Source organism: Colwellia sp. BRX8-5, assembly GCF_014077325.1.
GTDB lineage: Bacteria > Pseudomonadota > Gammaproteobacteria > Enterobacterales > Alteromonadaceae > Colwellia_A.
On sequence record NZ_JACGVR010000003.1, the window covers coordinates 64,313 to 77,277 of the forward strand.

The following is a 12,965-nucleotide window of genomic DNA, read 5'->3' on the forward strand; positions in this document are numbered from 1 at the left end:
TAAATTAACAAGGCATTGCAATGCCTTTTTACTATCTTATCAGGTATATTATCAGAGATTATTTTGATCTTATTTTTATTACTGGTTACCACAGCATTGCCAAGGTAACCAAGCTTTAACGGACATAACATGCATATTCACATTTTAGGTATTTGCGGCACATTTATGGGCGGTATCGCCGCTATTGCAAAACAGCTGGGGCATCGTGTTTCAGGTTGCGATGCTAATGTTTATCCGCCAATGAGCACACAACTTGAACAATTAGGTATTGAGTTAAAACAAGGCTACTTAACAGAACATTTAAAAGATGAGCCTGATTTAGTGATTGTTGGCAACGCCATGTCACGCGGCAATGTTATGGTTGAATACGTACTCGATAGAAATATCGCCTACACGTCTGGCCCGCAGTGGTTATTAGATAATGTTTTAAAAGACCGTTGGGTCATCGCTATTTCGGGTACTCATGGCAAAACTACCACTAGCTCTATGGTTGCCTGGATCCTAGAGTATGCTCATATGAAACCGGGTTTCTTAATTGGTGGTGTACCACAAAATTTTGATTGTTCGGCACGTTTAGGTGACGCCCCCTTTTTTATCATTGAAGCCGATGAATACGATACCGCCTTTTTTGATAAGCGCTCTAAGTTTGTTCATTATCGTCCGCGCACCTTAGTGATTAATAACATGGAGTTTGATCACGCTGATATTTTTAATGACTTATCTGATATACAACGCCAATTTCATCATCTTATTCGTATGGTGCCAAGTAACGGCCTAGTGTTGTCACCCAAAAATGAATCAGCCATCACTGAAACTTTAGCGCAAGGTTGTTGGACACCCACAGAATTTAGTGTCGACAATGAATTTAGTAAATCTGGCTGGTATGCAGAAAAGCTTACTGGCGATGGTAGTGAGTTTATTGTCTACTTTAAGGATGAAATACAAGGTACAGTAAAATGGAACTTAATTGGTGATTTTAATATCGATAACGGTTTAATGGCTATTGCCGCTGCTCGACATGCCGGCGTTCCTAGCCATGTTGCTATTGATGCACTGGCTGAGTTTATTAATACCAAAAGGCGTTTGGAGCTGCGCGGTGAAGTAGGGAAGGTACGTGTATTTGATGACTTTGCCCATCATCCTACCGCTATTGCTAAAACGTTAGCCGGTGTTCGAGCGAATGTAAGTGCTAACGGTGAAGGCGATCAATCATGTCGAGTAATCGCGGTATTAGAACCAAGATCAAACACCATGAAATCAGGTATTCATAAAGACACCCTTCCAGCATCATTAGCTCAAGCAGACGTTGTCTATTTATTTCAAGACGAGCAAGTGCAATGGTCAGTAAATACACTGATTAAAGAATGCCGACAGCCGTGTTTTGTTGAGACAGATATAGATGTTTTAGTGAGTCATATCGTTAACAACTCACAAGCAGACGATACTATCGTTGTGATGAGTAATGGTGGATTTGGCAATATTCACCAAAAAATATTAGATCAATTAGCAAAGAAAGGATAGTTATGAACGAGTTTCGAGAAAAAATTACTGTCGCAATTACCGGCGCATCTGGTGCTCCCTATGCATTAAGATTAATCGAATGTTTAGTTGCTGCGAATGTACAAATTTATGTTTTATGTTCAAGCGCAGCACGAGTTGTTCTTGACACAGAAGTTGGCATTAAAATACCGGGTTCACCTGACGGCGCCACTCAATTTCTCAGTGAAAAATTTAAGGCAAAACCTTCACAAATCACAGTCTTTGGCAAAGAACAATGGTTCTCTCCCGTGGCTTCTGGCTCTGCTGCCCCTAAAAAAATGATTGTCTGTCCTTGTTCAACGGGCACATTAGCCGCTATTACCTTAGGTATGAGTGACAACTTGATTGAGCGTGCTGCCGATGTTGTTATTAAAGAAAGAGGGCAGTTGATTTTAGTGGTACGAGAATCACCTTTTTCTACCATACACTTACAAAATATGCTGACACTTTCACAAATGGGCGTTACTGTCATGCCAGCGGCACCTGGCTTTTATCATCACCCCAAGTCGATTAATGATTTAATTGATTTTATGGTGGGCAGAATGTTGGATCATTTAGGTATTGAACAAGCGATTATTCCGCGCTGGGGTTATCAGCTTTAATGTTTACTTGTGGTGTTTGGCTTTTATTCTCTGTTTTACAATTGGGATCGATCTCTTTGCGGTGAATATCGCAAGGAGTTGATTGACCATTAATTATAATTTTTTGTCGACCATTGCTCATTGACACAGAGCCACAAGAAAATAAAAAAAGTATCAGTAAAGTAGATAATAACTTTTGCATATTTTTGCTCTAGAATCCTATGTGAAATCAGTATAAGTTATTTAAATAAGTTAGAACAGTTTTCAGGTGAGGCTGCCATTAACGTAACCGTTTTACCACTTCGCACTTTTACACAACTTACTGATTCAGGAATTTTTTGCTTTTGAATGACATCAAATTCACCTTGGATGGCGGAATTTAGATGGTACTGAAAAGCATCATTACTCCCTTCAAATAAAGCGGTAAATAACCCAAAAACTAATGCCCCAGCGATGGTCCCTGCAATCATATCTTTATGGTTACCGTCAAGTTCGCCTAATAAGCCAATGCCAGCACCGGTAATAATACCTGTTTTGACCTCTGAAGATAAAGTTACCGGAGTAACCGACGCAATAGTCGCATAAAATTCTTTAATTATTTGGTGTTGCTCTGCTCGGTCAACCCCATGGCTTGCACATCCGGCAAATAGTAAAGCGCTAAGTAATAATCTTTTCATGGTGTTTTCTCAATAATTTATTGTGCATATAATAAGGAGGGCACAAGGAGTATGAAAAGATGTTACCGAGAGTTACAAGCCAAAAATATTTAAAAATTGTATGTTAATTGTTTACGGTGGCTTACATAATTTTACGTTTTCAAAAAAATTATAGGTAAGGCGTTAATAGGATATTGCTTATGCCAAGTTTGGGGTAATAGGCCTGAAAAATTCTCCGGCTTGATTAGATAACCCCAAACGGTATTGAGTTCGCCTGGGGATTTAAACCATAGTGAACTTATTGATAAAATACTCAAATGGGATGAATGGCATTATAGTTTAAATACCTCACCTAAAATCGTTGTATTAGATACACGCACCCAGCGATGGTACTCTGAAAGTAATGCCGGCAAACCTTCTGGCTTAATGGACTGGCAGTCATTATCAGCCCTACAGCAAGCGTTAATTAATGAGCCTAATATTATCATGGTCTCTGCTGCACCTATTTATGGGGTTAAGTTGATTGAAACTATTCAGCGTATTTTTACTTTTTGGGGAAAGCCTTTAGCAGTAGATGCTGAAAACTGGATGGCACACTCTGGCACAGCTAATGTGATGTTAAATATTTTTAGACACAATAAAACACCGCCTAATTTTATTATTCTTTCAGGTGATGTGCACTATTCTTTTGTTTATAAAGTGACTCACCGTTTTCGTCGTAACAGCTAAAAAATATTACAAGTCACCTGTAGCGGTTTAAAAAATGAATTTCCAGCCGCTTTATTACATACCTTAGAAAGGCTAAATAAATATTTGTATGCGACTTATTCACCGCTTAACTGGTTTACAAAAAGAAGGCGGATGAAGGTCCGTGTGAGAAGGCCTAATTACATTGACTCAGCTAACGATGTAACTTTATTTAATGGCAGTGGTATTGGCTTGTTGACCTTAAGCGAAGATAACCAAACCATCACCACAGAAATCATTACAACAAAAGGAAAAGTTGTTCGCTTTGAGCAACTCTTGTAATACGGCAAAAAGCGACAAGCAACTTGAACTCAGCATTGAACAACTATTTGATTAGTTATTGATTAGTTGATACTTTATATTCAGTTTAGGCATAAACGTTAATGTAAAATGGAATTTATCTAATGGCTATTTATCAAAGAATCTTTATAGTAGGGTTACTTTTTTTACTCGTATCGTGTAGTCCAACGAAACATAGCCAAGCCTTGCAGGCATATCAGCAAGCTAAGCAAGAACTCAACCTCACTCACTCAATCACCGCATTAAAAAAACTGGTTCAACTAAAACCCTCACAATACCAAGCTGAATTAACGCTTGCCGAAAAAGCGCAAGATAAATTAATAGCGGCACAAGTTCACCTTGCTCAGGGCGATTACTATTTAGCTTATCTGTTAAGTCATGATTCTCATCAGCACTTCCCCAGTACCGAAAATAAAAAAGTATTAATACAGGCAGCTAAAAAGTTAGTGCCGATAATAAAAATAATGCAATTTATTAGCGAATCATTTACTAGTCGGCCAACAGATCTACCTGAAATTTATCAGGAATGTCTTAATCGACCTGTTGATGACTGGGACTTAATAAAGGTTAATAGCGTGATCAACCAGTTAACGCAAAGTAAAGCCAAATTAACCAAAGCGCTAAGTCGAATAAACAGCAGTGACCTCGAGTCAATACTACCAACAGGGTTTGCATTACAGCGTGGAATTAAAGCCCAACTAACGCTCATTGAGCGCGAGAGAGATTATCTACCTAAGCTCGCTAAGCACCTAAGTGCAAAGTTACTGATAGATTTAAATAAATCATTAACAGATAACACCATCGAACTGTTATCTATGTTTGACTCTGAAACGGCAAAAAGTAATAGCCAAGCCACTTTTATTGGCGCTAGAACAAATTACTCGTCCTATAAAAACCTAGTGGTTAACCTGTCTTTAGCGACAAACTTAGCTTCCGGTGATCGCCATGCAAGTTGGTATCAAGCATGGCAAACTATGGAGAGTGAGGTCCTTGATCCACAAGGTTTATTTTTAAATTATCCTCTTCAAGCAGAGCGAAGAAGTAAAAATATAAACCGCCACATCAATGTTAACGTTACTGAACCTTTACAAGCAAAGGTTGAAGATATTGATATTAATGATTTTTATTTACGCTACCCAGCCATCAATGCACTGACCAAAAAGTTAGTAATTGATAAAGCTATTTTATTATAAATATAAGTTATTCATGAATTATAGCGGAGTTACCTTAATGCACATTTTTCTAAAAATAGTTACCTTTAGTTGTTTTTTACTCTTTTCCTTGTTTGCTTTTTCAGCCGTTGAGGAAGTCGTACTGCCACCTATTCTTGACTACTACCCTAATTGTGAATACCAAGTCATTAAAGAAACGAGTGTTATTGGTATGGCTAAAGCGCAGCAAATGGCTAAAACTACCAAGAGATTATTAAATCAATTACAACAAAAAGCGATAGATGCTGGCGCCAATGGTGTGATTATCATCGATAAAAAAATAGAAGATATTAACGTTTTAGATGAAAAGGGTGGGCAACAACAAATACGTTTTTTTGCTAAGCTAATTGTGCAGTGTCAACAGAAAAAAGTAGCCCATGAAATGGGCACTCCACATGTCATCCATCAAAGATTTACCGCTTATAATCATGACGGTGTTAAAGCAAAAAGTATGATGACCTTCAAATTGACTTCTGCTGACTCTAGAGTTGGCCGGCCTGAAGTTATCAATACTGAGGTATCTTTGGCTAACGGTCTTTATGGCGTAAAGTTGGGCGATAGCTATCAACAAGTCATCAAAAAATTTGGTGAGCCTAATGTGCAATTAACCTTGCTGGCTGATGAGTTGATTATAGGTTACGGAAGACACCATTGGTTGCATTTTCAATTGGATAAATTAGTAAAGGTACAAAGTACTTTGCCATATTTATCAGCCAGTATTTTGAATAAAATTCCTTTACTTGATTTTTTTGATGCCAATGCTTGGAAGATCAACAATAAGGTCGGTCGAAAAGCACTTTTAGAGGAAGTTTATTCTGCATTAGCGTTAGATAAACCTTTAAATGAAAAGAATCAATTAGTCTTTAATAGCCAAGACAAGGTGCTAACACTAAATTTTATTGCCAGTAAAAATTCTCATACCAATGAAAAGAAATATACGTTGGGTGGCTTCTCTATGGAGCAAAGCAACTATAAAGAAAGTCGTATGCTGCCTTTTGATGATCAAGTGATTCAAAACGAGGCAATTACACAGGCGTATTTAGCCCTAGTATCAAACAAAGAGATAAACGTTAATAACCTTGCAGAGCAGCTTGGTGAAGCTAAAGGGCGGATAGTATTGCCAAGAGGGATCACTATCAATCTTTATAACCAACATTTAATGTTAAAGGTAAACGCTACTGAACTTGTTGAAATTCATTTGTTGGAAGAAGTCTTTATAAACGATAACGCTAATTCAAAAGCTATTTGGGCTTTGGGGGATTTTATTCAAGGGGGATCATTTGAACAACTTCAACAGTCTTTTCCTGACGATGCCTATGAAAGTAATTATGGTATCGAAATACCGTCGGTAGGGTATTCGTTATTTTTGCTCTTTGATGATTATAATAAGGGAAAACCCTTATATGAAGCGGTAATTAGCATATATTAATTACAGTCTAGCGTCGGTAGGGTATTCGTTATTTTTGCTCTTTGATGATTATAATAAAGGAAAGCCGTTATATGAAGCGGTAATTAGCGTATATTAATTACAGTCTATAATGAGTCGTTAAAGATCAATATTGAGTCGTTAAAAATCAATATTTGCTAATTTCACTGAAGTTATTTTTTAGTAAACTCAGTGAAATTAGCTGCAGCGATTAATCGCTAATAGATCAAGTTACCCGAGTAACTTGCCTAAACCTTGCGTTAATACTTGTTTTGCGTCTTGCCCTTGTGGAGTGTCTAAGTAGCTTTGTGCACTAGATACAAAGCTGCTTATCATTTCTGGATTTAAACCTAATGCTTCAAATTGCTTTTTTATATCATTAATAGACTTTAATGAATCGCTGTATTGTGAAGCTTTGTCAAGTAAACCGCTTAAGCCTTTGCCAGAGCTAAGTTCGCTAATATCAGGCATTTGACTAACAAGTCCATCGACACCCGGTAATGATTTAGCTAACTGACTAAACTGTTCTGTTGAAACATTACTTTTTACGTAATTAAAAATAGCACCCATACCGCCAGCTGCTTGTTCAGTATTAACATTTAATGAATTTGTTAATTGTTCAACTAAACCTTCAGTGCTTGGCAATTTTACACTTTGCTCTTCAACTTCGCCCATTCCAACAAAGCTTTTTAAGCTATCAAACCAGCTAGTTTCCTGTGCCATAGCCGAACTGCTTAATGTTGAAATAGTTAATAAAATGATAATTTTTTTCATGGGGGATTTCCGTAATGATTAAAAGTTATTAATAAATTAAGGTAATTGTACGACATTTTACAGCTTAATAGGAGCAAATATATCGGTTAAATTGTTAGAAATTCACAACCAAAGAATAAGTTTTGAAGAGAGTTTAACTATTTATACAAGCGTGTTTATTCTTTACAGGACTTAACCATTACCTATGTTCATAATACCTATTGACGCGATATTTTTTTTGGCAATGTAGCAGTAGCACGACCAAACTTTTTATTGATATCAACGAATTTCAATCGTGCTTTTTTAGCGCCTTTTTCAGTACCGTCTTTGGCAAAACGGTAATCATGAAATATTTGTTTTATCTGTTGGCTATATTTTGGGGTTAATATGAATTTTATTACTGGGGATGTAAACGGGTGTAGTGGTGTGATTATACCTTGTAGTAGCTATAAGGTATTTTTATAAGAGGATAATACTTGCACATTGCAACGGTTTATAATGTAAAAAGCCCCTTGAAACATTAATTATTATAAGGGGCTGGTCAAATTTTTAAAGTTTTATTTTACTCTTTAAAACGTCGGCGTAATCTAAGTATCAGTAGTACATAGGTAACTATATAATAGTGAATAACTCCACCACTACTTTTACTTTTTGTGGTGGCTTCATCACTAGCTCCATTATCAACAATTATATTATTAGCACTACGTGTCGAGTCTGTAGGATATGAATCAAACCAGTCATTTACTCCGTCATTATCATCATCTGTATCGGCTATGTCACCGATACCATCGTCATCTTTATCAGCCCATTCTGTAGCATCTAAAGAAAATAAATCTAACGAATCCTCGATACCATCATTGTCGTCATCATTATCAAAGTTATCACCAACATTATCATTGTCGGTATCAATGTATTCATCTAAATGGAGAGGAAACATATCTTCATCATCTGATATTCCGTCATTATCGAAATCGTCTCCTTTTAGTTTTGCCGTTACATAAGGGCCTCCAAAACCTGGGCCGTAGTAGAAGATGATTTCACTTTCTTGACCAATAAATATACGATTTTGAGCTTCAACTATTTTTGCTGGAAAATTCTCACTAGAGCCAGCAAGTTCTTGCCTTATTAATTCAACAGTATCTCCTTCCAAAGAAATTCGCTTTAAGTCTTGATAATAATCTTCTAAATATACTCCCGAAAAGTCAGTGATATAAAAATCATCACCCGTAAATGCATTAACTGTAAAGTCATTATCATTAATGATGGGACCTTTTGTTTTAGTTCCTAACATTGTCCCATCAGAAACCCATAATCTATTATTTCCTTGTGAATCGATAGAACCATAAATTATTTTTTCATAATCAGGTGTTGAGTGAAGGGTAGACATGTAATTACTTTTACCTTCAAATTCTTCCAATACAATCATTGGCAAAGTGCCATCTACAGTACCGTCACTACCCCAAATAGTCTTACCATATACAAATGATACCCCCTCTTTGAATCGTATTAATGTATCAATATAAAAATCACTTGCCTTTTTTATAACCTGACTTATTCCATTTGGCTGCCAATACCATAAATTTGTGAAGTCAGAATTGGTTGCTATAAAAATCCCTTGAGAGGTTGCTATCATGTTTTCTATATAATAGTTCGCTTCTTCACCGCTTGCAGACAGTCTAAATACTTCGCCAGTACCAGCTATTGTTCCATCAGTTTTAAATATTGCGGTACGTAAAGGTAAATACTCTTTAACCAGAATAATTAAACTAAAATAAACCTCATCTTGAAAGGTGACTATATTTCCGATTATTTCAGGATGTACAGAAGTTTTAGGTAAATTAGTTATGGGCATTGTTCCATCAACAGTCCCATCACTTACCCATAATTGACAACTCCATAAGTCACCGTTAACAACAGGGGCTTGGAAAAAGTATTTATTACCAGCAATGGCCATTTTTCTATTAGATAAATCATAATTAGCACATTGTCCCAATATATCTGTAATTACTGGGGTAACTTTCTCGCTTTGATAGTCATAAAAATCTAAGTGATATTCGCCTGCTCTGAATTCATGCTCCCTCCACCAATATTGACCTCCGTCAACAGTAATTATTTTTGCTAACCTGTTCTTTGGATATTCCCATTGAGGAACTTTAGAGCTACGCATAGTCACAGGGTCTGTCTTCCAAAGCTCTTGCTCAGTATGCTCACTGATTATTCCATCAAACTCTCCGTACCATGTCTTTTTCATAGAATAAAAAACATCACTGCCGTTACTTACTATGGGTCCTTTTTGTACCTTAGTTTGGCCATAACCTATATCTTTTGCTATTAATGTTCCTCTAATCGTTCCATCAGTACGCCATAGCTCACTTCCATGTTCTTCAGTAAAAGAAGGAAAGTAAAAGTCGTTATTTAAGAAGTGCGAAGAATTAAGATCCCATAGACTTTTTTCAATCCCAGGGGATTTAAGCTTAATAGTTCCTACTGTCGTACCATCACTTACCCAAATTTCATTTCTAGGTTCTCCAGTTATGGGATCGTTCACCAATAGAATTACTTTGTTACCTTTGCCACCAATAATTTTGTATGTAGCGTAAGGAGAACCTCCAAAATCAAAAATTTTACGAGGTGTATCAACTTTAATATCAACGGCTATTAATTTATGATCGCTTATAAAATAGATCGTATCATTCAATACAATTAGGTTAGTATTTATAAAGTAGGAACCTAAATCTATTGTGGTTTTAGTACCCTTCCCCTTGTTCTCAATAATCGAAATATCTGATGGGCTAGTTACAATAATAGAATCACCAAAACCGATACTGTCTAATGCCGTTGGTGCTATCGGATAAGTACCTTCATTTGTACCATCACTAAACCATATTTTATCGGCGGCATTAAATTGAATTCCACTTGGACTGATAAAAATGTCATATGCATTTAGTTGGGTTGTTGCAGACGAAATAATGGATACTTTATTATTACTAATAGACCATATTCTTGTATCTTTTTCAGATGATTCAGCAATTAGAAACAGTCTATTGTTCGATACAACAAATTTTCGAGGTAAGTGATAACATATGTTTCCTTCACACAATTCAACTTTAGACGTTCCTTCAACAGTTCCGTTAGAGCGCCAAAGGTCGCTTTTGGAATTTTTATTGTCTATTAGAGGAAAGTAGACGTAACCATCATAACTTGCCATTTGATTGCCAAAATTATCAAGCCTACTATGCCTAAATGAATTAAGTTTAATTTTGTTTAAACCAAAGAAATCTACAGAAAAAAGGCCTTCAAAAGTAAAGTATATAATGCGATCATCTAGAATTGCATACGGTTGAGTTTTCTCAAAGGCACTATTTGTAATGCCATTAATGACTAGATTTACACTATTGTCCCTTGAGTCTAGTCGCCAGAGAGTATTGTAGCCATATGCTGGTAATGCGGTTTGGCTTTTATTGTTTAAAAAAGGTTGATTAAGAAAAAACAAATAAGGTCCATGTTCCTTAAAAAAAGTAGGTACACTTGATTCGCTTCTTGAAAGTTCTCGGGTTGTGTCAACTTCAAAAACTTGTTGCGGTGCAGCAAATGTTTCAATTGAAATCAGTATCGCAATAACTCCCAACATGTGAGAAAGAAATTTTTTCATTAATTAATCCTTTAAAATCTTGTTTTTATTTGTGTGTCAGAGCCCAAATAAAGGTAGACCCGCAATTGAATTAGCTTCGTTTATGATTTCTACGTTTTAAAAACGAAACGAGTAAACATAAAATATTACTAAAAAGTTACATGGATGTAATAAAAGTGATAAATCAAAATAACATGAATGATTCATTAAACAAATAAAAGGAACATTTATATGACAATAATGAATGTAAATTTAGGCTTTAGGTCATCGTAAAGAACCTTTACTTTTTGAACTCTATTAATGTTTTCCTAATTTATTTTAGTTTTTTATATAGTCACGAAAAAATTTAGAAAATTCTTTTAAATGCCAAATATAAATCCCTTTTTTTACTCTGGAGATGCCAGCTAGGGATACTTTTTTTGGGAAGGGATCCTGTTTTATTAAGTCCGCATAAAGTGATAGTTCCATATCGTAACTCTAAATGTAGTGTTTCTTTAAAGCCTGCTAATCTTAATGTTTTTCTTTAGGCAATAAAAAAGCCTTACAAAGTGTAAGGCTTGAATTGCTCGCTGTAGGTCTAGTTTATACTAGCTTCTTTTTAGTTATTTCTTTTATTATTATTATTTTTATTTGTGTACTTCCTTAACGCGGGGCAATTTATAACAAAGCGAAAAAGCTAACGCAACAACTTTAATAGAGCATTTATACCACGATTTTTTTCGTATAAAGTAACTTTTGTTACAATTAATTATATTTATTGAAATTAAGTGACTGATTACTAATCGCTTATTGTTTTTATATCATAAATAGATCTAATTATTACAGCAACGAATTGATTTAGAACATAGACCCAAAAAATTGCTAATGGTAGAATGCGCGCATATAAAAATGGGAAGATACTTCATGACTGAATTAAAAAACAATACTTACTTACGCGCGCTTTTGCGTCAGCCTGTAGATTACACACCAGTATGGATGATGAGACAAGCAGGGCGTTACTTACCTGAATACCGTGAAGTTCGCAAAAACGCTGGCGATTTTATGTCGGTATGCCGCGATGCTGATCTTGCATGTGAGGTTACCATTCAGCCGTTACGTCGTTTTCCGCTTGATGCCGCCATTTTATTTAGCGATATTTTAACTATTCCTGACGCTATGGGCTTAGGCTTGTATTTCGAAACAGGGGAAGGGCCGAAATTTGAGCGTCCTATTACCTGTAAAGCTGATGTAGAAAAAATAGGCATACCCGATCCAGAAGTAGAATTACAATATGTAATGAATGCGGTACGTACTATTCGTAAAGAATTAAAGGGCGAAGTACCTCTGATTGGTTTTTCAGGTAGTCCATGGACATTAGCGACTTATATGATTGAAGGAGGTAGTTCAAAAGCCTTTACCAAAATCAAAAAAATGATGTTTGCTGAGCCAAAAACATTACACATGCTATTAGATAAGTTAGCGGATTCAGTGATTTCTTATTTGAATGCACAAATTGCTGCCGGCGCGCAATCTGTTATGGTCTTTGATACATGGGGTGGTGTGTTATCACCACGTGATTATAACGAATTTTCATTACAGTACATGGCTAAAATTGTTGATGGTTTAACTCGTCACAATGAGGGGCGTAAAGTACCGGTAACCTTATTTACTAAAAATGGCGGTATGTGGTTAGAGTCTATTGCGGCAACTGGTTGTGATGCAGTAGCGCTTGATTGGACCATAGATATTGAAAATGCTAAAGCCCGTATTGGCGACAAAGTTGCTTTACAAGGTAATATGGATCCTTCAATGCTTTACGCGCCATTACCTCGTATTGAGCAAGAAGTTGACAAAATTCTTGCCGGCTTTGGTGACGGTGGTACTGGACATGTCTTTAATTTAGGTCATGGTATACATCCTGATGTGAATCCAGAACATGCGGGCCACTTTATAGAATCAGTACATCGTTTAAGTAAGCCTTACCATAAGTAATATATTAATAGTTAAGCAATAAATTATAAAGGAGCCTTGTGCTCCTTTATAATAATGAGCTAACTCATTGCTAGTATTTTATTTCATCTAGTGGATATTTTGCTTAAATATCGTCATTATATAGAGTAAATTTATTACTCTCACCCCAAG

The 12,965-nt window shown here is 36.1% G+C and carries 11 protein-coding genes; 7 read left to right on the top strand and 4 right to left on the bottom strand.

The genetic code is table 11. From position 1 onward, the window contains the following. Positions 1–129: 129 nt before the first annotated feature. Both mpl and H4J62_RS03105 read left to right on the top strand, forming a co-directional pair. Positions 130–1,521 carry a UDP-N-acetylmuramate:L-alanyl-gamma-D-glutamyl-meso-diaminopimelate ligase gene (gene mpl / locus H4J62_RS03100; RefSeq protein ID WP_182213791.1) on the top strand — a complete coding sequence of 464 codons (1,392 nt, stop codon included), beginning with the start codon at positions 130–132 and terminating at the stop codon, positions 1,519–1,521. 2 nt (positions 1,522–1,523) lie between these two features. After that, positions 1,524–2,141, top strand: coding sequence for a flavin prenyltransferase UbiX (locus tag H4J62_RS03105; protein WP_182213789.1), 618 nt, complete (start codon positions 1,524–1,526; stop codon positions 2,139–2,141). Here the strand turns inward: H4J62_RS03105 and H4J62_RS03110 are convergent. Together H4J62_RS03110 and H4J62_RS03115 are read right to left on the bottom strand one after the other, a co-directional pair. Further along, the gene (locus H4J62_RS03110; RefSeq protein ID WP_182213787.1) at positions 2,113–2,322 is read right to left on the bottom strand and encodes a hypothetical protein; all 210 of its coding nucleotides are present in this window, start codon (positions 2,320–2,322) and stop codon (positions 2,113–2,115) included. The genes H4J62_RS03105 and H4J62_RS03110 overlap by 29 nt on opposite strands. Before the next feature lie 37 nt (positions 2,323–2,359). Further along, complete coding sequence (locus H4J62_RS03115; protein WP_182169200.1) at positions 2,360–2,797, bottom strand: hypothetical protein; 438 nt, start codon at positions 2,795–2,797, stop codon at positions 2,360–2,362. 243 nt (positions 2,798–3,040) lie between these two features. Between H4J62_RS03115 and H4J62_RS20730 the strand changes: the two genes are divergently transcribed. The 4 genes from H4J62_RS20730 (at position 3,041) to H4J62_RS03135 (ending at position 6,463) form a co-directional block, all read left to right on the top strand. After that, positions 3,041–3,505, top strand: a complete 465-nt coding sequence (locus H4J62_RS20730; RefSeq protein ID WP_182213785.1) for a hypothetical protein — start codon at positions 3,041–3,043, stop codon at positions 3,503–3,505. A gap of 144 nt (positions 3,506–3,649) precedes the next feature. Then, positions 3,650–3,805, top strand: coding sequence for a hypothetical protein (locus H4J62_RS20735; protein WP_182213783.1), 156 nt, complete (start codon positions 3,650–3,652; stop codon positions 3,803–3,805). Positions 3,806–3,927: 122 nt separating this feature from the next. Beyond that, positions 3,928–5,016, top strand: a complete 1,089-nt coding sequence (locus tag H4J62_RS03130; RefSeq protein WP_182213782.1) for a hypothetical protein — start codon at positions 3,928–3,930, stop codon at positions 5,014–5,016. Between the two features lie 37 nt (positions 5,017–5,053). Continuing rightward, on the top strand, positions 5,054–6,463 hold the full coding sequence (locus H4J62_RS03135) for a hypothetical protein (protein ID WP_182213780.1): 1,410 nt from the start codon (positions 5,054–5,056) through the stop codon (positions 6,461–6,463). 228 nt (positions 6,464–6,691) lie between these two features. Here H4J62_RS03135 and H4J62_RS03140 read toward each other — a convergent pair whose 3' ends face one another. Further along, positions 6,692–7,234: a DUF2780 domain-containing protein gene (locus tag H4J62_RS03140; RefSeq protein WP_182213778.1), complete on the bottom strand. Its 543-nt coding sequence runs from the start codon at positions 7,232–7,234 to the stop codon at positions 6,692–6,694. A gap of 541 nt (positions 7,235–7,775) precedes the next feature. Further along, positions 7,776–10,865, bottom strand: a complete 3,090-nt coding sequence (locus tag H4J62_RS03145) for a hypothetical protein (RefSeq protein WP_182231313.1) — start codon at positions 10,863–10,865, stop codon at positions 7,776–7,778. Between the two features lie 882 nt (positions 10,866–11,747). Between H4J62_RS03145 and hemE the strand changes: the two genes are divergently transcribed. Next, positions 11,748–12,815, top strand: coding sequence for a uroporphyrinogen decarboxylase (gene hemE, locus H4J62_RS03150; protein ID WP_182213775.1), 1,068 nt, complete (start codon positions 11,748–11,750; stop codon positions 12,813–12,815). Positions 12,816–12,965 lie beyond the last annotated feature (150 nt).